This window comes from Nonlabens marinus S1-08 (genome assembly GCF_000831385.1).
GTDB lineage: Bacteria > Bacteroidota > Bacteroidia > Flavobacteriales > Flavobacteriaceae > Nonlabens > Nonlabens marinus.
Genome location: NZ_AP014548.1, coordinates 1,328,904 through 1,351,105 on the forward strand (window position 1 = coordinate 1,328,904; position 22,202 = coordinate 1,351,105).

Consider the following 22,202-nt stretch of genomic DNA (forward strand, 5'->3'; position numbering starts at 1 on the left):
TATGAATCTTTTCTTCTTTATAGTTGCTGACTAAGCTCGAAGCTTTATTTCTACTAACTACTCAAAACCTGGAATACGCCTCTGAAACAGTAGTTGCTCCTATTTTACCTTGTGGAGTAAAGAGTTTATCAAATCCTCGTCGGCCTTGTTCTGCATGATGTTTCCATAAAAAGCCGCCAGCAAACCACTCCTGATTCCAGATCGTGTCATATTGTGCTTGTAACAACTGCTGTTGGGCCTGCTCGTTACTTTCCTGTGTCTCGTCAGCGCTCTTCCAGGGCTCTTTTCCGGCATAATCGGCACTGGTGTAGCCATATTCTGCAAAGAGAATTTTTTTATTATGCTTTCGCGAAAGCGAACTCAATTCATCCATCCAGGAACTCCAACCTGCTTTTGCGGTGGCCACATCTGGTGTTTTTTGATCGCTTACGGGAAAGTAGGCGTCGATGCCTATGTAATCCATTTGATCCCAAAAAGGCACGTGTTTATAGCTGTCCCAATTCCCGGCATACGTGAGTTTTCCTTTATAAACCGAACGAATCTTTTTGACAAGATCGTTCCAGTACTCAGGCCTAGCAGTGACGAAAGATTCCAGTTCAGTTCCTATGCAGAATATCTCTGTATTGGTTTGCTCAGCTACTTGAGCGTGATCCATTATGAATCGCTCGTAGGTGGCAGCAAGTGTGTCCCAGCGGCTTTCATCTGGCATTTCTATCGTTCCTGTGTATACTCCACGTCCTATCCAGATTTGTGGTTTGAGCATCACCCTTAAACCTTTAGAATGGAATATGTCAATAGTAGATTTAGTACCGGCTAATCGCTCGCCCCACCATTGCCGACTGCTATTGTAGTTCACTGCTGGGTTTTCCATGTCGCGCATAAAGCCGTAAGGATGAACGGACACATAGTTAGCATTGTAATTTTTAATGGGCTGGACTACAGCGTCATTGATGGTATCGCGGGTTGCGACAAAGGAGATTCCTTTAATTAACTCTGGTGGTGTAGGCTTTTGAGCGTCGCAAGAGGAAAGAATAACCGCTGCAAAACATATAGAAATAAATAGCTTCATAAATTTCAACAGCATATGGAAAGGTTTAGTGCAGCAAACAATTGTATGATTTCATTCATAAAAATTGCTTTTCAAATATAGCTTTCACAGATGAATCTGGCTTGACTTATTTTCCATTAAGACTCCAATCATAATCCATGTATTCAACCTTAAAACCATCAGGAATGGCATTTTCACGGTAGGTGTTTATATAAGCGGTCAGCGTTTGTTTTTTAGTAAAATCTGCATTGTACCAGTCAAAGATCTTTGAAACGATTGCCTTCTTTTCATGCATGTCTAGCTTAACAATCGCTGGATTGTTGATCGCCGCTTTAGTTTGTTTTTTTAATAGAAACTCCACATTTTCTGCGGTAAATGGTTTTTCTTGTAATGGCGGGCAACTTACAGCACCACAAACCAAAACAAAATGTAAGCGAGCATCTGAGAATTCTTTGAAAAGCATCTCTTTCTCTAGTTCATTCAGGGACACTTTCTTCTTTCCTAGCTCGTAATTTTTAGCGTCAAAAAAGTTATTGATGTCCATTACTGATGCCGTAGGATAGGCATCCACAATTCCCTTGATGGTGAAAACATTGTAGGCATTGATGAATAATGCCTTGCGTTCATTGGCGTTAAGGCTAGCTAGATCTATATTCATTAAGGCGTTCAGAGCCGTGTTCAAGGTTTTAGAGTCTTTCTTGATGGCCGCGTAATCTACCTTACCGTTCATAACCCGTGCTTGAAACAATTCCTTAGTAGCTGTATTAAATGTTGATAATTGCGCTTTCGCGAAAGCGAAACTCCCCAACATCACTACCATAAGCATTATATTCTTTAATTTCATAAATTGATTTTCTAGATTATTCACCATTCTCTAAATTACAATTATCAAGCCACTTCTTTGAATACTAGTTGGATGAAACGCTAGAATTAAAGCGTAGACCTTCCAAAAATCAATATGAGGTCATGCTACCCCATTCTTTTGATTTGTTGTTGTAGCTTTAAGGTCGCTAGGTCAATCATCAAAAAACCCGATAATTAATATGGAACACATCGTTATCCTGGGTAACGGCATCGCAGGAATTACGGCCGCCCGACACATACGTAAATTGTCGGACAAGCGTATTACCGTGATCAGTGCAGAGACCGATTATTTCTTCTCCCGCACCGCACTGATGTATGTTTACATGGGACATATGAAGTTTGAAAACACCCAGCCTTATGAGAACTGGTTTTGGGAAAAGAATCGGATTGATCTAAAACGTGGCTATGTCAAGCATGTTTATACAGATTCCAAAACCCTGTCTTTGGAAACCGGTGAGCAGTTCAAGTACGATAAACTGGTGCTGGCTACAGGTAGCATACCCAGCAAATATGGCTGGCCGGGAGAAAATATTCAAGGTGTCCAGGGTCTGGTTTCTAAACAGGATCTGGAAATGCTGGAAATCAATGCGCCCAATAATGAAGTTTGTAAACGAGCGGTACTGATAGGTGGGGGTTTGATAGGAGTGGAGCTGTCAGAAATGTTACACACCCGAAAGATACCGGTCACTTTTCTGGTAAGGGAAGAAGGATTCTGGAGAGGAGTTTTACCTAAAGCTGACGCGAGTATGATCTCTGACCATATCATCTCTCATGGAATTGACCTGCGGCATGGAGAAGAACTGGAAGAAATTATAGGCGATGAAAATGGCCGGGTAAAAGCAATAAAAACAAAAAATGGTGAAACCATTGAGTGCAACCTCGTTGGGATTTGCACAGGTGTGCGACCACAAATAGGCTTTCTTGCCGGTAGCGGTATAGAAACAGATAAGGGAATTCTTGTAGATCGATATTTACAAACTAACATTGAAGGTGTATACGCTATAGGTGATTGTGCCCAGCAACGCGAGCCGGTAGGGGAGCGCAAGGCAGTGGAAGCAGTCTGGTACACCAGTCGCATGATGGGAGAAACCCTGGCCCAGACTTTATGTGGTAATCCCATGAAGTGGATTCCGGGACCCTGGTTTAACAGCGCCAAGTTTATGGACATTGAATACCAGACTTATGGATGGGTGTGGAATGAACCTAAAGAAGGTCACGAACATTACCACTGGCAGGACGACAAGAATGAGCGTGCCATTACCATTGAATATGATGTAGCTTCCAGGACCTTTATAGGAATCAACACCTTTGGCATTCGTATGAAGCATGATGTGTTTGATAAATGGTTGCGGGATGGAGCGACTGTTGATGTCGTGATATCGCGTTTAAATGAATCTGCCTTTGATCCTGAATTTTATAAAAGCTGTTTTAAGACCATCAAAAAAGATTTCCAAGAACAAAAAACCACGTCCTAACTTATAGGATTTTAATCATTACATAAAGACCCAATTTTATGTCCGACTTCCAGCGTAATATGTCACTCACCGGTGAACCACCCAAATCTCTGACTCCTGGTCAAAAGATCTCTACCGCAGTAGGTTTTTTCGGTTTGGCGGTTCTGATACTGGCTAACTTCAATGTGAATTTTCCTAATAAAACCTTATGGTTAACCATCGCGTTAAGCAGCATCCTTTTAGGGGTGATAGGTTTCTCTTGGGCTTCTTATGCAGGAAAAAATGCCGGTATCAAAAATGACGGCGTGATGTTCAAATCCTTTACCAGTCGTGGATTATTGGCATGGATTGGAATATTGACACTCAGCGGTTTTTATGTGATCCTTTATTTTTACCCTGAATATTTGGGTCTTGTACAAGATGGCGAGAATACTGGTGTTATCGCACTGTTTGATCCCTTATCCCAACTATTGAGTGGCCAACCTGCGAGCCAGTGGTTTGTTTACGGTGTTTTTTATACACTCGCCATAGTTTCTTTCGGGATAAAATTCATCTGGAAATACCGTCATAATAGGTATGAGATCATTCGTACCATAAGCGTGATGTTCTTTCAGACATCATTTGCTTTTATGATACCGCAAATAATGATAAGCCTTAACCAACCTTATTATGATTTTAAGAACGTATGGCCTCTTAATTATGACCTGTTTGCCGGTTACCGACTGGATCAGTTTTTAAGTGCAGGAAACTTTGGGGTGGCCATGTTGATTTTTGGGGTGGCTTCTATATTAATTATCACACCTATTTTGACATTCAAATATGGAAAGCGCTGGTATTGCAGTTGGGTTTGTGGATGCGGTGGACTGGCCGAAACTGCCGGTGACCCATTCCGTCATTTGTCCAATAAAAAACTTTATGCCTGGAATATAGAGCGCTGGGTCGTTCACAGTGTGGTGGTATTTGTGGTGGTCATGACAACCGCAGTGGTTTATTCCTATTTAAAAGGAAACGAATCAGCTTCAAGTATAGGCTCCTGGAATGACTTTAGTGACAAAGTGGTTTTTATAGGTGCTCAGGATCAAAAACCCATACACGAGGTAGTCCTTGCCGCACAGGAAGCAGGTGCCTCCAGAGTGGTTTACGTAGATCGTTCAGAATCTGAAAGTCCCATAGAATTAGCATCTAAAGAAGATATCAACATTCCTTTTCATGTCGTTAATGAAGAGAATAATGCTGGGAGTATTCAAAAAATTAAAGAACAGAAACAAGCGACCCTAGTTCCCGTGGATGAAAGCAAGTCTGCTTTTACTATTGTAGAAGGCACCCAAAGCGCCTTTTTTGACAATGTCTGGCTCAGTAAAGAAGCCTTTGTTTGGGGAGTTATTGGTTTATTGACCCTCATATTTGGCCTGGTTTTTATCTTTCGCAGGGACCGGTTGGCTAAAGACGCTAAAATTGGCGCTATAGGCTATTTCGTCATCGTCATTGGGCTGCTGTTATTCACTTATTTTGACCCTTCGACTAACTTGTTTTTGTTTGAGTCCTGGAAACTCAATCAATTTTATGGCTTCCTCATTGGTGCCATTTTCTCTGGAGTGATTGGCACCGGCTTTTATCCCATTTTTGGAAATCGGGTATGGTGCAGGTTTGGTTGTCCCATGGCAGCGATACTTGGCTTTCAGCAGCGTATGTTTTCGAGATTCCGCATTACTACTAATGGCGGGCAGTGCATTTCCTGCGGGAATTGCTCAGTGTACTGTGAGATGGGAATTGATGTGCGGGCCTATGCTCAAAAGGGTGAAAATATCATACGTTCCAGCTGCGTGGGCTGTGGTATTTGTAGTGCGGTTTGCCCGCGTGGAGTTTTAAAGTTGGAAAACGGCCCTTTAGAAGGTCGCATCAACAGCGATGCGGTATTGCAGGGTCAGGATCCAGATTTGATGGCCTTGTTGAGCAATAATAAAAATTCCTAATTTCTGATTATTGATTTGCTGTCACAAATCGTGATTGCCGATTTCACAAAAATCATATAATTCTAATTGCTCGTCACGCAGTTGGAGTTTTGATAACTTTACTATACCTGGTCTTCGAGTGCCTCAGATCTCTCGTTTTAAACTAAATCGAGCATTGAGGCTTTCTAAACGCGGCTTTAGTTACTACATAATTGTCAACTGCGACTGTAAGCTGAATACTTATTACGCTTTCGCGCCCGCCTGCCGGCGGGCAGGAAAGCGAACTAATCCACCAACATTAAAAAAGTAGGAAAACAGCTCATTTTTTCTAACTTCCTTAACTGCAAGGCTTTGATTTAGTTCCTAAATTAGAAATAAAAATCATGAAAAAGACAGTCATAGTTACAGGAGCCGCGAGCGGATTGGGAAAAGCGATCGCGATGAGATTCGGCAAAGAAGGTTACAATGTCGTGGTTTCCGATATCGATAAAGACGATTCTGAAGAAGTGGTAAAAGCCATTAAAGAGGCTGGTGGATCATCCCATTTTATTAAAGCAGACGTTTCTAAAAAGTCGGAATGTGAAACTTTGGTCGCTAAAACCGTAGAGAAATTTGGCGCGCTGCACGCAGCGGTCAACAATGCTGGAGTTAGTGGAGAAATGGCGCTGACGGCAGACTATCCTCAAGAAAATTACGAAAAGGTCATTGCCATCAATCAAAACGGAGTCTTATATGGTTGCCAAGCGCAAATTCCAGCCATGTTAGAAGCTGGTGGTGGGGCGATCGTCAATATGTCTAGCATGCTAGGATCTGTTGGTTCTGCACAATCAGTAGCTTATGTTATGGCTAAACATGCGGTAGTTGGATTGACTAAAACTGCTGGGATCGAATATGCCAAAAAAGGAATACGTATCAATGCCGTAGGTCCAGGATATATCGAGACGCCATTATTAGAAGTGTTGGATGAAGAGCAAAGAGAACAACTCGTTGAAGCGCATCCTATAGGCCGATTTGGAAAACCTGATGAGGTGGCAAACTTAGTCTACTGGCTCGCCAGCGATGAGGCAAGTTTCGTGAGCGGATCCTATCATGTTATTGATGGAGGTTATACGGCGAAATAGTAGCTGACGCTACAAATTTCAAATTCCAAATTTTCAACCGAGGAATTGGATTTTTTTAATTTTGATAATTGTCTATGCTTTCGCGAAAGCGAACTGTATAATAGTTTATATTGATTGCAATGAAATTCGTGATACTACTGTTTTTATTTTTTGGGATGGTTTGTTCTGCTCAAAAGGCAGATTATAGATCTACTCTAAAAAAGATGGATAGTTTGAATCAGGTTAAACTGGATACAGGTATTGACATGATGAGCACGGAACGGAGCTACTTTTTAGAACTTCACCAATTAATGAATGAAGTTTACCATGATCTTTTAAAACATAAAACCTCCCAAGATTTTGAAAAGGAGCAAATGGAATGGTTGCAATTCTTTGAAGAAAAATCTATAAAAATATGGAAACCTATAAATGAGTCTGTGGAGAAAAATGAATGGTTAGGACTTGACGCACAATTGATAGTTTATGGACAACAGGCAGACCTTGTACATGAAAGAATCATAGTGTTGATCAATCAATTTTAAGATTTTAATTTAAATAGTAGTTTTTCGTTTTCCTATCATATCATCGATAATCATAGTAGCATGCACACGGCTGTTTTCAATAAACCATTTGTGGGTTTCCATACCTCCACAAATAACGCCAGCTAGATAAACACCTTCTACATTGGTTTCCATGGTCTCAGGATCATAATCCGGGATTTGTTTACTTCCTTGTAAATCTATTCCCATCATGTAGAGGAAATCAAAATTGGGTTGATACCCGGTTAAAGCCACTACAAAATCGTTTTCCAGTTCGATGGTCTTGCCGTCATGGTCGATGGTGATTTGATTCTGTTGGATTTCTGTGATTTTTGAATTGAAATAGGCTTTGATCGCGCCTTCTTTGATGCGGTTTTCGATGTCTGGCTTTACCCAATATTTAACGCGATCACCAATCGCCTGCCCGCGCACGATCATGGTAACATCACCACCTTTACGGTAAATCTCGAGAGCTGCATCCACAGCGCTATTGCTAGCACCAACTATCGCGACCTTTTGAAAGGCATACAAATGCGGGTCATTGTAGTAATGAGTGACCTTTTCAAGATCTTCACCTGGCACTTTTAGTTTGTTAGGAGTATCGTAAAACCCGGAGGCAATAATGATATGTTCAGCGGAATAAGAACTTTTGTTTGTGATGACTTCATAATGCCCTTTTTTCTGGACTTTCTCCACTTTCTCAAAAAGGCGGATGTTCAGTTTATTGGAAGTGGCGATACGGCGGTAATATTCCAGTGCTTCTTGCTTGCTGGGTTTAGCTTCTTTAGAAATAAATGGAATCCCATCGATCTCCAGTTTCTCACTGGTGGAGAAAAAGCGCATGTTTGCAGGGTAATTATAAAGCGAATTTACAAGAGGACCCTTTTCAATGACCACATAATCTAACCCTGCTTTTTGAGCCTCCAATGCACAGGCAATTCCAATAGGTCCTGCACCTATGATCAATACATCAAAAACGTTCTCCATAAAAACAAAGGTAGGTGCTGCTCAAAACTTAAGTCAAAATTTAAACATAAACTGAAAATCTATATAGTAGAGAACAGGACTTAAGATTCATTTTTTCTCTTCATCTCTGCCTGCCTTATAGACATACCATCAATGATAGAAAATAACTCTTCGGTTTCCATTATGGTTGATTGCTCTTTTTTGATACTGCCATCCAGGCCTATGAGTACAAATTTGAAGGAATCTTTTGATCTCATGAATTCCTTATAGAGATCAGAAGAGTTGGGTGATGGTTTTTTGTCTGCAGCTTCAAAATGGTGCAACGTGACCTGATTAGGTAGAACTTGATACAGCACCAGTTTAAGTTCTGCACAGCCAGCGCTCGCAGCTTTCAGACTTTCAATCTGTGTCTTGAAATTCTTGTTTGTTTCATCATCACTCAAGACTAAAACAATTCTATTTTGCCATTGATATTTTTTAAGGTCTTGAGAGTCCATAGTCATTGCGATTAAGATTAAAATAAGAAAAACAAGTTTTTTCATTATCCTAAAGTTAATGGAACTATGACAATAAGAACAGACGCTTAACTAAGAATTAGCGAGCTCACGCAATTCCTTGATCGTTTTTATGGGATCGCTAGATTTGAAGACATAACTACCAGCAACAAGAACGTCTGCGCCAGCATCAATCAATTGCTTTGCATTTTTATCTGTCACGCCACCATCGATTTCAATAAGAGTGGATGCGCCTTTACTTTTAATAAGCTCTTTAAGTTCCTTAACCTTGTCGTACGTATTTTCAATGAAGCTCTGCCCACCAAATCCAGGATTCACACTCATGATGCATACGAGATCAATATCCTTAATGGTATCTTTCAAATGATCCACACTGGTATGTGGATTCAACGCCACGCCAGCTTTCATTCCGTTAGCTTTGATGTTCTGTAGCGTGCGATGTAAATGCGTGCAGGCTTCAAAGTGTACGGTAAGAATATCACAGCCTAAATCTGCAAAAGTTTTCACATAACGATCTGGATCAACGATCATCAGGTGACAGTCAATGGTTTTAGTGGCGTGTTTTGCAATGTCTCTTAACACCGGCATCCCAAAAGAAATGTTGGGAACAAAAACACCATCCATGATGTCAATATGAAACCAGTCTGCATCACTGCGATTGAGCATTTCACAATCGCGTTGAAGGTTAGCAAAGTCGGCAGCAAGTACAGATGGAGCAATAAGTTTTGACATGATCAAGTGTGTTTAGGCAAAGATAAAATTTCCAATAACCGTAGACCGAATTCTAACCGTCGAATTTTTCAATTAAATTTATCCCATGACTTCAAGACCCGATTCCCGTTCTTACATCAATAAGTTGAACATCGCCTCGATGGCTGTTTTATTGTTGATACTAGTTTTCTTTTTCCTCAAGGACACATTTCCGTTTTCTACTCAAAAATGGATCTATCTACTGTTAGGAGGTGTTCTAATCTTGGTTGACGTTCTCAGGATTCGTGAGGTATACCGTTTGGGACAGCGTAAACTTTTAGTGGTGCGTATCGTTACTTTAGCTATGGTTATTGGCTTTGTAGGTTACTGGTGGTACTTGCATTTTTAGAATATGTTGTTAAGTTCGCTTTCGCGAAAACGAAATATCAATCATCATTTCAAAAGAAAAGGGAGTATTGCTACTCGACTGATCTCTTTTTCATTTATAAACCAACCTTCTAATGAGTAGTGTCCATATCAATAGAACTATTTTATTCATCTTCATAACGGGAATGCTTATCTCTTGTGCTAGGAAGATTGAGGTGTCAGCGGTAGAGGCAACTTTCAACGTTTACAGCTCAGCTCAGCTCATTTAGATAAAACAAAGGCAAATTTCCCAAAGTCTCAAAACGCTTTTACCACTCATTTATCCGGTGTCCCGTCTAATGACGATATCCGGGAATTTCTAGGTCATTCTTATGCAAGCAGAATGTTTATCTATGACCAAAAAAATCAGTTGATAGGCCCAAACGGAGCTATAGATTATTTCTTCAGCTCATTTGAGTACCCTCTATACCTTGATCTAAGTACTGATTTTAGGCGTTGTGATTCAGACTCTATGGCTCAATACCGTTTCCCTTATGGCAGTATGGATTATATTATATCAAAGATTGAGGTTCCCAATCCTCAAATGCTAGAGGCTTATACGTATAAAGTCTTTACATTCTGGAACTCAGATCTACCGACTCAAAGTGAAAACCTAGATAGATCTTGGATGAAGATGGTGGGTAATTTTAAACCTAATGAGAGTGTATTGTTTGTCAATATCTTCACTGACTTGCAAGAGGACTGGGGATTGCGACCTGATGGTAAAGTTTTCTATATATTGACTAAAATGGAAGGTTCTGACGACTTGTACGTGGGTAAACTAAGTGAAACACCGTACAAATAATCGCTTTCGCAAAAGCGAACTCATCAAAAGCATTATTGCTAGCTACTCCAGTTGAGATAAGAGGTGTTCCAAACGATTTCAGCCGATTAGTCTTAATTAGAAACCGCTTCTACTGCGGTGAGGCTAGTGTCAAATTCAAAGATTTCGAGATCAAAATAGCGAACCGCTGCCAGCGCGTGGTCAAAGATATCTGCCATGATATATTCATAATTTGCCCAACGTTTATCACTGCTAAAAGCATAAATCTCTAGTGGCATCCCCTGGGATGTAGGAGGTAACTGTCGGATCATGATGGTCATTTCTTTATTGATGGCAGAATGTCCTTGTACATATTCCTGTAAGTACTTTCTAAAAACTCCAATGTTTGTGAGATTACGTCCATTGATCAAGACGCTTTTATCCACTTCATTCTGCTCATTATATTTATGTATTTCTTCTTGCCTAGATTTCAGGTAATCTTCAATCAAACTTATTTTTTGGAGTTGCTCAATGTCATTCTTTTCTAGGTAACGTATACTCTTAGACTTTATAATTATTGCGCGCTTGATACGCCTACCACCAGAGTCGGTCATACCACGCCAGTTTTTATAGGCATCAGAAATTAGTGCATATGTAGGTAAATTGGTAATCGTATTATCAAAGTTCTGTACCATGACGGTAGAAAGATTGATCTGCAAAACCTCGCCATCTGCACCGTATTTCTCCATGGTGATCCAGTCGCCTATACGTACCGTATCATTGATAGAAACCTGAATACTGGCCACAAAACCTAAAATAGTATCCTTAAAGATCAAGAGTAATATCGCCGAGGCAGCGCCTAGCGTAGTAAAGAACTTAATAAACTCAATATTAGCTACAATCGCAAGAATCGATGCAAAAGCCAGTACCCACAATACCAGCATGATGACCTGTATATAACTATCGATGGGCTTGTCTCTAAATCTTACCGTAAGTTTTAAAAACTCGTTGATGGTGCGTAATACACTTCTAAAAATGAATACGATCAGGAAAACAAAAAGGACCCATAAAAAAGTTTCAAGGCCACTTTCTAAAATTGGATAATCAAAAAAAATGTAAGGAACAGCTTTATTCAATAACACTAACGGAATCACCAGTGAAACCAGTCTAGGTGCACCATGTTTGACCAATAGATCGTCAAATTGAGTCTCCGTTCTTTGAGAAAAAGCTTTGAAAGCTGTAATAATGGCACGGCGTGTAACCCAGTAGACGACAAATAAAATAACAGTAAATACCAATCCTACACCTAGGATGTTTACCAATTCTGCCACGTCGTTCTCCCAACCTAGACCGTCTGTGAGCCAGTTGTAAATCGCTCTTCTATACTCATTCATTTGATTCAGAATTTAAGTCCATATTAGCAAGGTACAATTACTAAAGTGTTGTGGTGGTTTATACGCTGTAAAATGGAGTATGCAAATTTCTTGAAAAAAACAACCACAAAAAAACCGCCTCTAGAATCTCTAGCGGCGGTTTTGAATTTAACGATATCGAGCATTGAGGCGCTCGAAATGCGATTTCTCTAATCCTCAGACTTATTGTCATCGTTGTTACGACGAGGACGATCATCAGATCTACGGTCATCGCGTCTTCCACCACTGCGACGGTCATCACGACCACGACCACGATCGTTGCGATCATTGTCACGACGTGGTGGACGTTCTGTCCAGCCTTCTGGTTTCGGCATAGTTTCCTTACGAGAAACTTTTTGCTTCTTGGTTCTTGGGTCAACACCCATGTATTTAACGTCTAGAGTATCACCAACGCTCAATACGGTAGAAGGGTCTTCAATACGCTTGTAATCAAACTCACTTACGTGTAGCAAAGTTTCCTTACCAGGCTTAAATTCTACCACGGCACCAAAGTCTAACATCTTCACCACCTTCACATGGTAGGTCTCACCAACTGTTGGTTCAAAAATGATGTTCTGGATACGCTCTAGAGCTGCCTCGATCTTAGCACGGTCTGTACCTGCGATCTCGATAATTCCCATCTCGTTTTCTTCCTTGATGTTGATCACCGTATCGGTTTCTTTCTGTAATTCTTGAATTACTTTTCCACCAGGTCCTATCACAGCACCAATGTACTTGCCTTCAATCTCCATAGATTCCATCTTAGGAGCGTGTGGCTTCACATCTGCAGCAGGAGCCGCAATCGTGTCAGTTAGTTTTCCTAGAATGTGCATGCGGCCTTCTTTGGCTTGCATTAATGCATTGGTAAGTATCTCATAAGAAAGACCTTTTACCTTGATGTCCATTTGACAAGCAGTAATACCGTCTGCAGTACCAGTTACTTTAAAGTCCATGTCACCCAAGTGATCTTCATCACCTAAGATATCAGACAATACAGCATATTTATCACCTTCAGTAATCAATCCCATGGCGATACCAGAAACTGGTTTCTTCATAGGCAGACCCGCATCCATCAATGCCATAGTGCCAGCACAAACAGTTGCCATGGAAGAAGAACCATTGGATTCCAATACCTCAGATACAACTCTTACTGTATAAGGAAGGTCATTAGGAAGCATTCTTTTCAAAGCACGTTGAGCCAGGTTTCCGTGACCTATCTCACGACGGGAAGTTCCACGTAGTGGACGGGCTTCTCCAGTTGAGAATGGTGGGAAGTTATAGTGTAGGTAGAAACGCTCTTCACCTTCTTGTGACGCCATATCAATGATGTTGGCATCTCTTGAAGTTCCTAGTGTTACCGTTGCAAGTGCTTGAGTTTCTCCACGAGAGAAAATGGCACTACCGTGAGTTGATGGAAGATAATCTACCTCACACCAGATGTCACGTATGTCTGTAGTCTTACGACCATCCAGACGAATTCCCTCATTTAGCAATACATCACGTACTGCTTTCTTGTGGGTTTTGTTGAAATACTTAGAGATCAAATCACCATTTTCCTCTTGATCTTCTTCAGAAAACTGTGCTTTTACATCTTCTTTGACCTCGCTAAAGGCTGCGCTACGCTCATGCTTAGCACTTCCTTGTTTTGCAACATCGTAAACTTTTTGGTAAGCCAATTCTGCAACTTTAGCTTCGATATCAGCATCTTCACGCTCACCTTCGTACTCGCGTACTTCTTTTTTACCTACTGCTTCAGCAAGTGCTACTTGAGCAGCACACTGATCTTTGATTGCTTCATGGGCAGCTTTAATGGCGGCGATCATATCCTCTTCAGAGATCTCTTCCATTTCACCTTCTACCATCATCACGCTATCTGCGCTCGCACCTATCATCATTTCTAGGTCAGCTTCTGCTAGTTGGGAATAGCTAGGATTGATGACAAACTCGCCATCCACACGCGCTACACGTACTTCAGAAATAGGACATTCAAACGGAAGGTCAGAAAGTTGGATGGCTGCAGATGCTGCAAGTCCTGCCATAGCATCTGGCATCACCTCATCATCGTGAGACATCAATTGGATCATTACCTGAACCTCTGCATGGTAATCCTTAGGGAAAAGTGGACGTAGCACACGGTCTACAAGACGCATGGTAAGAACCTCACCATCGTTAGGACGAGCTTCACGCTTGAAGAATCCGCCTGGATATTTACCGGCAGCGGCAAATTTCTCACGGTAGTCTACAGTAAGTGGAAGGAAATCTAGTCCAGTAGATTTGTAGCTGGACACTACAGTTCCTAGAAGCATTGCTTTACCACATGTGATCACGACAGATCCATGTGCTTGTTTTGCAAGCGCTCCAGTTTCAATAGTGATATCAGGCCCATTGGCCATCTTGATCACTTGTTTAAAAACTTGTGGTTTCATTTGTTTGTATTAAACGTTAATCTCAAGTTGTGTGTGGTGAGAAGGCGTTTACTTACTGAGAAACCAGCTTTTGTTGTTGCGATGTTTATTTTGATTACGCTTTCGCGAAAGCGTAAACAGCATCAACTGCTGCGGTATAAAACTAAAAAAGGGGACACGAAGTCCCCAATTTTTTACTTTCTAATTCCTAATTCTTTAATCAACTCACGGTAAGCAACAATGTCTTTCTTCATCTTGTAATCAAGAAGGGAACGACGCTTTCCTACAAGCTTCACAAGGCTGCGCTCTGTGTTGTAGTCGTGACGATTTCTCTTAAGGTGTTCTGTCAAGTGGTTGATACGGTAGGTGAACAACGCGATTTGAGAATCGGTATTCCCTGTGTCATTTGCCGATTTCCCGTACTTTGCGAAAACCTCAGCTTTTTTTTCTGGTGCTAAATACATGCCAAAATTATTTATATAATGAATATTATGTATGTCAGATTTTCTGACGGTGCCTTCGGGATTCATTCCCTAAGCGGCTGCAAAGATACAGTTTAAAATAAAAACAACATGAAAAACAAAATCAAACTTTAAAGCTACAAGTTTCAATATGGTCTATTGATGATTGCCTAATTGCTTAGGTTAGATAGATTATTCAAAATTGAGTTTTTCATAGACAACGTCTATGTCGAGTGCTAGCCATTGGGCCGTGCTGTAATCGTAATATTCCTGCGAAATCGATATTCTGAGTTGATCATTGTCTAAGACGGTAATTACATCGTCAGTTCTTAGATTAGTTATTCTGTTTTCACTATCAACGTAATCATAAACCTCAAAAGAATTGTTCTCTAGTATTATTTGATCATTGGAAAAAACATAAATGGTCGAGAATATACTGCTGGTGAAGTTCGTGTTGCCATCAGGATAAGCAGGGTTTTGAAACCGTAAATTTGTTGCTGGGAATATAAAACTAACTAGTTGTAGCCTTACCTGTCCTTCAATATTTGGTCTTAGATCTAAATCATAATAGTCAAAATCATTTATCTCGCTTTTTAGATCTGTCGAAGTAATTCCATCTCCATTAAGGTCAACAGCTTGATCAGATTCAAATGATTTTATAGCATAAAACCCAACTACTTTTTTAAGTTCAGGATCGATCAAATTATCATCATCGCTAACGCACGATGTCAATACTAAACAGGTGAAGAAAAAATATAGAAATTTCAAAGATCTTGTTTTGGTAGCTCTATGCTGTTTCCATCTCTCGATTCAATATCAAATCAAGATATTGATTCACTTTCTTCTTTAACTGTGGTCTAGGCACTATAAAGTCTAGGAATCCTTTTTCTAACAAGAACTCTGCGGTTTGGAAACCTTCTGGTAATTCTTTACCAGTTGTATCGCGCACTACACGTGGTCCAGCGAAAGCAATCAATGCTCCTGGCTCACCCATGTTGATGTCTCCTAACATTGCAAATGATGCAGTGGTACCACCTGTGGTAGGATCGGTACATAAAGAGAGGTAAGGAATTCCAGCATCAGCTAGTTGCGCCAATTTTGCACTTGTTTTCGCTAATTGCATTAATGACAAAGCAGCTTCCATCATGCGGGCACCTCCAGATTTAGAGATGATCATGAACGGGATTTTGTTTTTCAATGAATGATCTGCCGCACGAGCAATCTTTTCACCTACTACACTACCCATGGAACCACCTATAAAAGAGAAGTCCATACAAGCAACAACAAGATCGTGACCATTGGATTTACCTACTGCTGTGCGTATTGCGTCTTTCAAACCAGTTTTTGCCTGCGCTGCTTCTAGTCGATCAGTATATTTTTTGGTATCCGTAAATTTCAGTGGATCTTTTGAGGTGATATTTGGGTTCAATTCCTCAAACTCATTATTGTCAAATAAGATTTCAAAATATTCTTTGCTACCTATTTTTACATGGTATCCATTTTCTGGACTCACATAAAAGTTATTCTTAAGTTGCTCAGAATCTATTATTTTTCCTGTAGGGGATTTATACCACAATCCTTTAGGCGTGTCCTTCTTAGCCTCAGTAGGTGTTGTGATTCCTTTTTTTTCTCTTTTAAACCAAGCCATGTTTCTAGTTATGAGTTAGGAGTTATAACCTCAGAGTTTATCATCTCTTCAGTTCAGCTCTCTTGTTTCTTGAATCTATTTTCTTGATCCTTATTTAAAGTGTTCCAACATTATTCAAATCTTCAAATGCCTGCTTCAAGCGTGCTTTGAATGATTCTTCACCCACACGCAACCATTTGCGTGGGTCGTAGTATTTCTTGTTAGGAATGTCAGCACCCGTTGAATTCCCTATTTGGGTCTTCATAAAATCGTCGTTGCTGTCCATATATTTTTTAACGCCATCAGCAAATGCCCATTGTAAATCAGTATCAATATTCATTTTTACAACACCGTAACCTATAGCCTCACGTATTTCTTCTAATGTTGAGCCAGATCCACCATGAAATACAAAGTCAATATGGTTGTGCTCTACACCATATTTTTTAGTCACATACTCTTGTGAATTCTTCAAAATCTTTGGAGTCAACTTTACATTTCCTGGTTTGTACACTCCATGAACGTTTCCAAAAGCAGCTGCAATGGTAAATTGATCACTTACTTTTTTGAGTTCTTCATAAGCATAAGCAACTTCTTCTGGTTGTGTGTATAATTTTGATTCGTCTACATCACTATTATCTACACCATCTTCTTCACCGCCTGTAATTCCAAGTTCAATTTCTAGGGTCATGTCCATTTTTGACATGCGCTCTAGATATCTTTTACAAATCTCAATGTTCTCTTCTAATGGCTCTTCACTCAAGTCAATCATGTGCGAGGAGTAGAGGCTTTTTCCGCTTTCGCGAAAGCGTGCTTCACTAGCACCTAATAAACCATCGATCCAGGGCAGTAATGGCTTAGCACAGTGATCTGTATGAAGAATAACTGTTGCGCCATAAGCCTCAGCGAGTCGGTGGATATGCTCTGCACCAGCGATACCGCCTAAAATAGCCGCCCGTTGATTCTCGTTGCTCAAGCCTTTACCTGCGTTAAATATAGATCCACCGTTAGAGTACTGAATAATGACTGGCGAATTAAGTTCTGCCGCTGTTTCCATCACCGCATTGACTGAACTGGAACCTATTACATTTACCGCTGGTAACGCATAGCCGTTAGTCTTAGCATGGTTGAATATTTCTTGAACATGTTTGCCTGTAGCAACTCCTGGTTTGATATGGTGACTCATTTGTTTCAGATCTTGACTAACAAAAGTAAGCAAAATCTAAGAGGTGTAAATCTCATTTCCTAGAAAGGATAATTGATCCCCACGTTAAAAACTGATTGAGAGAAATTATATTGAGTGAACCAGCGTTTGCTCTTTTCCAGTGCTGGATTGTAGGTCTTGAAACCTATATCAAAACGCAAGACAAAAAAACCAAAATCATAACGTATTCCAAAGCCAGTTCCAACAGCTAAATTCTCTAAATCTTGAAGCTCATTAAACACTGCTCTAGGGTCTTCCTCGCTGTCTAAGGCATTCCAAATATTACCAATATCCGCAAACAATGCCCCTTTGAAGGCACCTATTACTGGGAATCGATACTCTGCGTTGAAAGCTAACTTCATATTAGCTATATTAAAATCGTTAAGTCCACCAGTGCTTCCGGGACCTAATTCATATGCTTGCCACGCTCTATTATCATTAGGACCACCGGCAAAGAAGGATCGTATAAATGGAATATTGTCTGAGTTGCCATAGGGAATAGCGATACCACCGGAAGCTTTCAAGGCAAGCACGTGTGTATTATCGTACTGCCAGTGTTTGATGTATTCAATTTCTGGTTTTACATATTGGGAAAACTCTACTCCGAATACCCTACGGTTTCCATTTGCATTCTGGGATGTATTTACTAAGCTAGATATTCCAGAGACTAGATTACCAGCACTTTCTAATCGTATGCTGAATCGTGAAAAATCTTCATCATAAATACCTTGGCGGTTGTTTCTTACCCAATTGTAACTACTGGCGATAATTAGGTTATCCTGTACTAGTCGATCTCTACGTTCCCTAATGTTACGGATGCTTTCTAACTGGTCAGCGTTGGCATTTAACCTGCCAGCAGTGGCGTCAGTGATAAAATTATTAGTCCCGTTAGGCACGGTAAGATTGCTGTTTTGATCTACATATATAGGATCATTTAAATTCAAATCTGCCGCTATATCATTCAAACTGGTGTAACTGCTGCGGTAAACATTGAAAAAATCTTGGGGGTCTAGATTGCGCACATACTGTGCATTGATCAAATCAAGCCTGGTGTTTTTAATAGCGGTTTGTTGCCATCGATAGCTCAGCGCGCCATTGACGCTTTGACGATCGAGCCCAATATTCGTTTGACTCACAAAACCCAAGGACATATTAGTAGCAGGAGACATATATTTAGGAATGATTGCATCTGTCTTTAAGGGGAAGAACAGCCTAGGAAAAATCAAACTAGCGTCCGCTCCTAATTCTTGTAGATCGAAAAAGCGAGAGTCTCCAGTAGCATTGTTAGAACTTGCTCCTATATTTCCTCTAAAAGTCAAACTAAATAGTTCGCTACCATGGAAGATATTGCGAACTAGGAAGGAAGTATTCAATCCTATCCCAAAACTTTGAATATTACTGTGTGAGGCCTCAGTTCCAAAAACCAAATTGTATTTTTTCTTTGAGGTCAATAGCACGTTTGCTATCAAATTAGTACCTGTTGAGTCTGCTGGATCTTCTGTATAGGTGATGCTAGGGTATAAGAAGCTGTTGAGTTCCGTAATGCGTTTATAGGTGCGATCGCGATCTAAATCTCGATAAACAAATCCAGGCTCAAAAAATACCGCATCTGTCAATACCTTCTCATTATACCGGGACTTTTGAGAACGAATGATGTTATAATTTTTAAAAACGGTAGTATCTGCCTTTACAACAGTGCCATCTGTTTGAAAGTCTGGAATGATATTGACTTCGCTAATTTTATGCAGCTTGAAGGGCTCCCGTATAGAGGAATCTGCCACTTGAATTTCTCTATCTCTAATGATGAGTGTCAAGTTGGCTTTATGGTCTGTGTTTACCGTATCGCCCTCAAACTTAATGAACTCTTTTTCCATATGAATCACACCACTGTTGCGGAAGAGTTTGTACAGTCGGTCTCTTTCAAGGTTGATGTCCCTGGTGTAATACTGTTCACCACTTTGTAATAAGCTATTGTCTTTTGTCGCTGTGTAGAGCGAGTCGATCACAGGCGTGCTGATTCTTGTATTGATGCTATCAACAACATAGGGCTGGTGCCTGTTTACGTAATACTGAACTCTGGCTCTTTTAGGGCGTTTAGCATCCACAATTTCTTCATCTACCTCTGTGTTGAACCAGCCTTGATTCCAGTACCATTGACGCAGGCGTTCTGATGATTTTTTGGCTAGGTCTTCATTGACTAAAACTGGAGCCTCACCAGTTCTTTTAAGCCATTGATTGAAAGCTACCAGACCTTCCCCTAACTCTATGGTTTGTTTTTCAGACAAAATCGCATTCCTCCTTTTTAAGGCCTTTGGATTTTCTTGCATCCATTTCAAATAGATAGAATCTCGATGTGGTCTTGCAAGATTGTAAACATGTAATCGAAGTGGGTATGTGAGTAGTTTTTGATTTGGTTTTTGAATAGGCAGGTTATAAACGCGATCGCTAACGACATTCAGACTGTCGACAATGATTTCGTTTTCTATCAAAAGCTTTTGTCCGTCTGGTACTCGCTTGATGGTGCTACAAGACATGGAAATTATAACCAGCGTTATAAATAAACCTATTTTTGCGTGAAGTTTTCGTTCCATACGTAGAGGCTCAAAAATACGATTATATGATCACCAAAAACAAAATAAAATTAATCAAAAGCCTTGCTAGAAAGAAGAATAGGCAACAGTCTCATCTATTTGTGGTGGAGGGATATAAGTCTATAAGAGAACTCAAAAATGCGGGTCTTGGTATACAGGAAATCTATGTCACTCAAGATGCGAAGGAACTAGATGACCTTGAAGTCATTCACATTTCAAATAAGGAAATGCAAACGATTTCAAACCAGACGACAGCGCCTGGCTATCTTGCCGTTGTCGAGACTGTGACCACGAGCGAGCTGCCTGTTGAAGGACTGGTTATAGCGCTAGATGGTATTCAGGATCCTGGTAATTTAGGAACAATTATAAGGCTGGCAGACTGGTTTAATGTGAAGCATCTCATTTGTAACCATGGCACAGTAGATCTTTACAATCCTAAATGCGTACAAGCCACTATGGGCTCCATAGCAAGAGTGCAAGTGCATTATATGGATTTGAAAGAATTTTTTAGTAGAACAAAATTGCCGGTACTGGTTACTGAAATGGAAGCTCCTAGTTTGTACGATGCCCAACTTCCTAAAAATGGAATTTTACTACTAGGTAATGAGTCTAATGGAGTATCTGCAGAATTGTTGAAATCAGGTAGTAGGATTTCCATACCCAGTTATGGAGAGGAGCAGGAAGCAACTGAAAGTTTAAACGTAGCAACAGCCACGGCGATCATTCTTGCAGAATGGCGACGGTCTATTGGAAAGTAAAGTTGAGAAAAACCCCTCTAGACAGCATGCTATCCACATTACCAGTGTAAGGGCTGTCTGGGTCAGCATCTCTGACTAGTTCATCATTGATGGCAAAAACGCCTCGTATCGATGGAGTGAACTTAAAATAAAATAAGTAAATATCAACACCTACACCCAACTCATAATTAAATACACCAGTTTTTTGACGAAATTGTCCAGCGCTATTGTCGTCAGGATTGTCTTCATTGCTGGATAAGTTGTAGGAGTAGCTCGCACCGCCTATTACAAATGGTTTCCAGTTGTTCAGACGTTTTGTAGATACCTTAAGCAGCAACGGCAGTTGGATATTTGTCCCACTCACCTCACGTACTCGTTCATTTTCTTCAGTGAAAGATGGGTCGGTAAAAAAGAGGTCTCGTCTTGAAAAAGCTACGCCTGGTTCAAATCTCAAATTGAGATATTCGTTAAGTCGCAGGTCACTAACAACTCCCACGTTGAAACCAACAGACCTTTGAGTAGCGATCTCATCTGGTGTCAAATCGTTGTAATCAAACTTATAATCATAGACATTCAACCCCATGTAGAAACCAAAGGTCAATAGTTGCTTGTCAAAATTCTCTCGGTTTAAAATCCGCTCCTTAGTAAATAACTGGGCATTACATAGTTGACCTACTAAAAGAACTGTAAGAAACAAGAAAATACGCAAGGCAGGATTATTTAATGGCTCTGTAGATCGTGGATGCTCCATGAAATTGTAGGTAGTTTTCTATGTCTTTAAACCCTACTTTTATCAAAATATTGTTGAAACGCTCGCCATAAGGGAATTTTGAAGCACTTTCTGAAAGATAGCTGTACGCTGACCTGTCCTTAGAAAATAATTTACCTAAAGTGGGCACCACAAGATTGCTGTACACATAATAACCTTGCTTAAAAGGGAACTTTTGTGGTACACTGGTTTCTAAAACTACAAGAATACCACCAGGTTTGAGAACGCGCAGGATTTCAGAAAGTCCTTTTTCTAGGTCTTCAAAATTACGTACACCATAAGAAACGGTGATGGCGTCAAAAGTATCATTGTCAAACTGTAAATTTTCAGAATCACCCAAGACCATCTCGATACGCTTGTTCAATTCCTCTTGTTTCACTTTAATTTTGCCTACTTCCAACATACCGCTAGAAATATCTAGACCCACAAGTCTGGAAGCCTTGGTTTTATGAGCCATTTTAATGACCAGGTCTCCAGTTCCAGTAGCGATGTCCATGATGGAATCTGGATTTGTAGCGGCTACCATTTCTACCACGTTATCCCGCCATTTTTGATCAAGCCCTAGTGATATCATGCGGTTTAAACCGTCATATTCACCACTAATGGTATCAAACATTTGCGTGACCTGCTGTTTTTTACCAGCAGCATTTTTTTGGTTCGGTTTAACTTGTTCAGACACAGT

The 22,202-nt window shown here is 40.4% G+C and carries 21 protein-coding genes; 7 read left to right on the forward strand and 14 right to left on the reverse strand.

Annotation, left to right across the window (positions count from 1 at the left end; genetic code table 11):
• Positions 1-61: 61 nt before the first annotated feature.
• Positions 62-1,069 carry a glycoside hydrolase family 113 gene (locus NMS_RS06165; protein WP_041497525.1) on the reverse strand — a complete coding sequence of 336 codons (1,008 nt, stop codon included), beginning with the start codon at positions 1,067-1,069 and terminating at the stop codon, positions 62-64.
• Positions 1,070-1,175: 106 nt separating this feature from the next.
• Positions 1,176-1,892 (reverse strand): DUF547 domain-containing protein, encoded by a 717-nt coding sequence (locus tag NMS_RS06170; RefSeq protein WP_041497526.1) that lies wholly within the window; start codon positions 1,890-1,892, stop codon positions 1,176-1,178.
• A gap of 199 nt (positions 1,893-2,091) precedes the next feature.
• Between NMS_RS06170 and NMS_RS06175 the strand changes: the two genes are divergently transcribed.
• From NMS_RS06175 to NMS_RS06190, 4 genes are all read left to right on the forward strand, one after another.
• Entirely contained in the window at positions 2,092-3,387 is a 1,296-nt protein-coding gene (locus NMS_RS06175; protein WP_041495924.1) for an NAD(P)/FAD-dependent oxidoreductase, read from the forward strand.
• A 38-nt stretch (positions 3,388-3,425) separates the two neighbouring features.
• Positions 3,426-5,339, forward strand: coding sequence for a 4Fe-4S binding protein (locus tag NMS_RS06180; protein ID WP_041495925.1), 1,914 nt, complete (start codon positions 3,426-3,428; stop codon positions 5,337-5,339).
• A gap of 362 nt (positions 5,340-5,701) precedes the next feature.
• Positions 5,702-6,439 (forward strand): SDR family NAD(P)-dependent oxidoreductase, encoded by a 738-nt coding sequence (locus NMS_RS06185; protein ID WP_041495926.1) that lies wholly within the window; start codon positions 5,702-5,704, stop codon positions 6,437-6,439.
• 119 nt (positions 6,440-6,558) lie between these two features.
• Positions 6,559-6,960, forward strand: a complete 402-nt coding sequence (locus NMS_RS06190; RefSeq protein ID WP_041495927.1) for a hypothetical protein — start codon at positions 6,559-6,561, stop codon at positions 6,958-6,960.
• A gap of 9 nt (positions 6,961-6,969) precedes the next feature.
• Here NMS_RS06190 and NMS_RS06195 read toward each other — a convergent pair whose 3' ends face one another.
• The 3 genes from NMS_RS06195 to rpe all read right to left on the reverse strand — a co-directional run bounded on the left by NMS_RS06195 (position 6,970) and on the right by rpe (position 9,173).
• Positions 6,970-7,944: a YpdA family putative bacillithiol disulfide reductase gene (locus NMS_RS06195; protein WP_041495928.1), complete on the reverse strand. Its 975-nt coding sequence runs from the start codon at positions 7,942-7,944 to the stop codon at positions 6,970-6,972.
• 80 nt (positions 7,945-8,024) lie between these two features.
• The gene (locus NMS_RS06200; RefSeq protein WP_041495929.1) at positions 8,025-8,465 is read right to left on the reverse strand and encodes a DUF4174 domain-containing protein; all 441 of its coding nucleotides are present in this window, start codon (positions 8,463-8,465) and stop codon (positions 8,025-8,027) included.
• A 45-nt stretch (positions 8,466-8,510) separates the two neighbouring features.
• Entirely contained in the window at positions 8,511-9,173 is a 663-nt protein-coding gene (gene rpe / locus NMS_RS06205; protein ID WP_041497528.1) for a ribulose-phosphate 3-epimerase, read from the reverse strand.
• 82 nt (positions 9,174-9,255) lie between these two features.
• On the opposite strand from rpe, the gene NMS_RS06210 reads away from it, so the two are divergent.
• The gene (locus NMS_RS06210) at positions 9,256-9,537 is read left to right on the forward strand and encodes a hypothetical protein (protein ID WP_041495930.1); all 282 of its coding nucleotides are present in this window, start codon (positions 9,256-9,258) and stop codon (positions 9,535-9,537) included.
• Positions 9,538-9,897: 360 nt separating this feature from the next.
• Positions 9,898-10,359, forward strand: coding sequence for a hypothetical protein (locus NMS_RS06215; RefSeq protein WP_041495931.1), 462 nt, complete (start codon positions 9,898-9,900; stop codon positions 10,357-10,359).
• Between the two features lie 92 nt (positions 10,360-10,451).
• Here NMS_RS06215 and NMS_RS06220 read toward each other — a convergent pair whose 3' ends face one another.
• From NMS_RS06220 to tamL, 7 genes are all read right to left on the reverse strand, one after another.
• The gene (locus NMS_RS06220) at positions 10,452-11,711 is read right to left on the reverse strand and encodes a mechanosensitive ion channel family protein (RefSeq protein WP_041495932.1); all 1,260 of its coding nucleotides are present in this window, start codon (positions 11,709-11,711) and stop codon (positions 10,452-10,454) included.
• Between the two features lie 188 nt (positions 11,712-11,899).
• Complete coding sequence (locus NMS_RS06225; protein ID WP_041495933.1) at positions 11,900-14,155, reverse strand: polyribonucleotide nucleotidyltransferase; 2,256 nt, start codon at positions 14,153-14,155, stop codon at positions 11,900-11,902.
• A 173-nt stretch (positions 14,156-14,328) separates the two neighbouring features.
• Positions 14,329-14,598 (reverse strand): 30S ribosomal protein S15, encoded by a 270-nt coding sequence (rpsO, locus tag NMS_RS06230; RefSeq protein ID WP_041497529.1) that lies wholly within the window; start codon positions 14,596-14,598, stop codon positions 14,329-14,331.
• 189 nt (positions 14,599-14,787) lie between these two features.
• Complete coding sequence (locus NMS_RS06235) at positions 14,788-15,363, reverse strand: hypothetical protein (protein ID WP_148311340.1); 576 nt, start codon at positions 15,361-15,363, stop codon at positions 14,788-14,790.
• Between the two features lie 19 nt (positions 15,364-15,382).
• The gene (accD, locus tag NMS_RS06240; RefSeq protein WP_041495935.1) at positions 15,383-16,243 is read right to left on the reverse strand and encodes an acetyl-CoA carboxylase, carboxyltransferase subunit beta; all 861 of its coding nucleotides are present in this window, start codon (positions 16,241-16,243) and stop codon (positions 15,383-15,385) included.
• A 94-nt stretch (positions 16,244-16,337) separates the two neighbouring features.
• A complete protein-coding gene (gene fbaA / locus NMS_RS06245; RefSeq protein ID WP_041495937.1) occupies positions 16,338-17,405 on the reverse strand; it encodes a class II fructose-bisphosphate aldolase in 1,068 nt (355 codons plus the stop codon).
• Between the two features lie 59 nt (positions 17,406-17,464).
• Positions 17,465-20,014 (reverse strand): translocation and assembly module lipoprotein TamL, encoded by a 2,550-nt coding sequence (gene tamL, locus NMS_RS06250; protein ID WP_041495938.1) that lies wholly within the window; start codon positions 20,012-20,014, stop codon positions 17,465-17,467.
• Between the two features lie 26 nt (positions 20,015-20,040).
• On the opposite strand from tamL, the gene NMS_RS06255 reads away from it, so the two are divergent.
• Positions 20,041-20,772 carry a TrmH family RNA methyltransferase gene (locus NMS_RS06255; RefSeq protein WP_041495939.1) on the forward strand — a complete coding sequence of 244 codons (732 nt, stop codon included), beginning with the start codon at positions 20,041-20,043 and terminating at the stop codon, positions 20,770-20,772.
• On the opposite strand, the gene porT is transcribed toward NMS_RS06255, so the two are convergent.
• The gene (porT, locus tag NMS_RS06260; protein WP_148311341.1) at positions 20,759-21,502 is read right to left on the reverse strand and encodes a type IX secretion/gliding motility protein PorT/SprT; all 744 of its coding nucleotides are present in this window, start codon (positions 21,500-21,502) and stop codon (positions 20,759-20,761) included. The two genes, NMS_RS06255 and porT, sit on opposite strands and share 14 nt — an antisense overlap.
• Positions 21,468-22,199: a bifunctional demethylmenaquinone methyltransferase/2-methoxy-6-polyprenyl-1,4-benzoquinol methylase UbiE gene (ubiE, locus tag NMS_RS06265; protein WP_041497532.1), complete on the reverse strand. Its 732-nt coding sequence runs from the start codon at positions 22,197-22,199 to the stop codon at positions 21,468-21,470. The genes porT and ubiE overlap by 35 nt, the downstream gene beginning before the upstream one ends.
• Positions 22,200-22,202 lie beyond the last annotated feature (3 nt).

Excerpts from the sequence above, each read along its gene's own strand:
- NMS_RS06165 (WP_041497525.1), bottom strand. The coding sequence starts at position 1,069 with ATGAAGCTATTTATTTCTATATGTTTTGCAGCGGTTATTCTTTCCTCT.
- NMS_RS06170 (WP_041497526.1), bottom strand. The coding sequence starts at position 1,892 with ATGAAATTAAAGAATATAATGCTTATGGTAGTGATGTTGGGGAGTTTC.
- NMS_RS06175 (WP_041495924.1), top strand. The coding sequence starts at position 2,092 with ATGGAACACATCGTTATCCTGGGTAACGGCATCGCAGGAATTACGGCC.
- NMS_RS06180 (WP_041495925.1), top strand. The coding sequence starts at position 3,426 with ATGTCCGACTTCCAGCGTAATATGTCACTCACCGGTGAACCACCCAAA.
- NMS_RS06185 (WP_041495926.1), top strand. The coding sequence starts at position 5,702 with ATGAAAAAGACAGTCATAGTTACAGGAGCCGCGAGCGGATTGGGAAAA.
- NMS_RS06190 (WP_041495927.1), top strand. The coding sequence starts at position 6,559 with ATGAAATTCGTGATACTACTGTTTTTATTTTTTGGGATGGTTTGTTCT.
- NMS_RS06195 (WP_041495928.1), bottom strand. The coding sequence starts at position 7,944 with ATGGAGAACGTTTTTGATGTATTGATCATAGGTGCAGGACCTATTGGA.
- NMS_RS06200 (WP_041495929.1), bottom strand. The coding sequence starts at position 8,465 with ATGAAAAAACTTGTTTTTCTTATTTTAATCTTAATCGCAATGACTATG.
- NMS_RS06210 (WP_041495930.1), top strand. The coding sequence starts at position 9,256 with ATGACTTCAAGACCCGATTCCCGTTCTTACATCAATAAGTTGAACATC.
- NMS_RS06215 (WP_041495931.1), top strand. The coding sequence starts at position 9,898 with ATGTTTATCTATGACCAAAAAAATCAGTTGATAGGCCCAAACGGAGCT.
- NMS_RS06220 (WP_041495932.1), bottom strand. The coding sequence starts at position 11,711 with ATGAATGAGTATAGAAGAGCGATTTACAACTGGCTCACAGACGGTCTA.
- NMS_RS06225 (WP_041495933.1), bottom strand. The coding sequence starts at position 14,155 with ATGAAACCACAAGTTTTTAAACAAGTGATCAAGATGGCCAATGGGCCT.
- rpsO (WP_041497529.1), bottom strand. The coding sequence starts at position 14,598 with ATGTATTTAGCACCAGAAAAAAAAGCTGAGGTTTTCGCAAAGTACGGG.
- accD (WP_041495935.1), bottom strand. The coding sequence starts at position 16,243 with ATGGCTTGGTTTAAAAGAGAAAAAAAAGGAATCACAACACCTACTGAG.
- fbaA (WP_041495937.1), bottom strand. The coding sequence starts at position 17,405 with ATGAGTCACCATATCAAACCAGGAGTTGCTACAGGCAAACATGTTCAA.
- tamL (WP_041495938.1), bottom strand. The coding sequence starts at position 20,014 with ATGGAACGAAAACTTCACGCAAAAATAGGTTTATTTATAACGCTGGTT.
- NMS_RS06255 (WP_041495939.1), top strand. The coding sequence starts at position 20,041 with ATGATCACCAAAAACAAAATAAAATTAATCAAAAGCCTTGCTAGAAAG.
- porT (WP_148311341.1), bottom strand. The coding sequence starts at position 21,502 with ATGGAGCATCCACGATCTACAGAGCCATTAAATAATCCTGCCTTGCGT.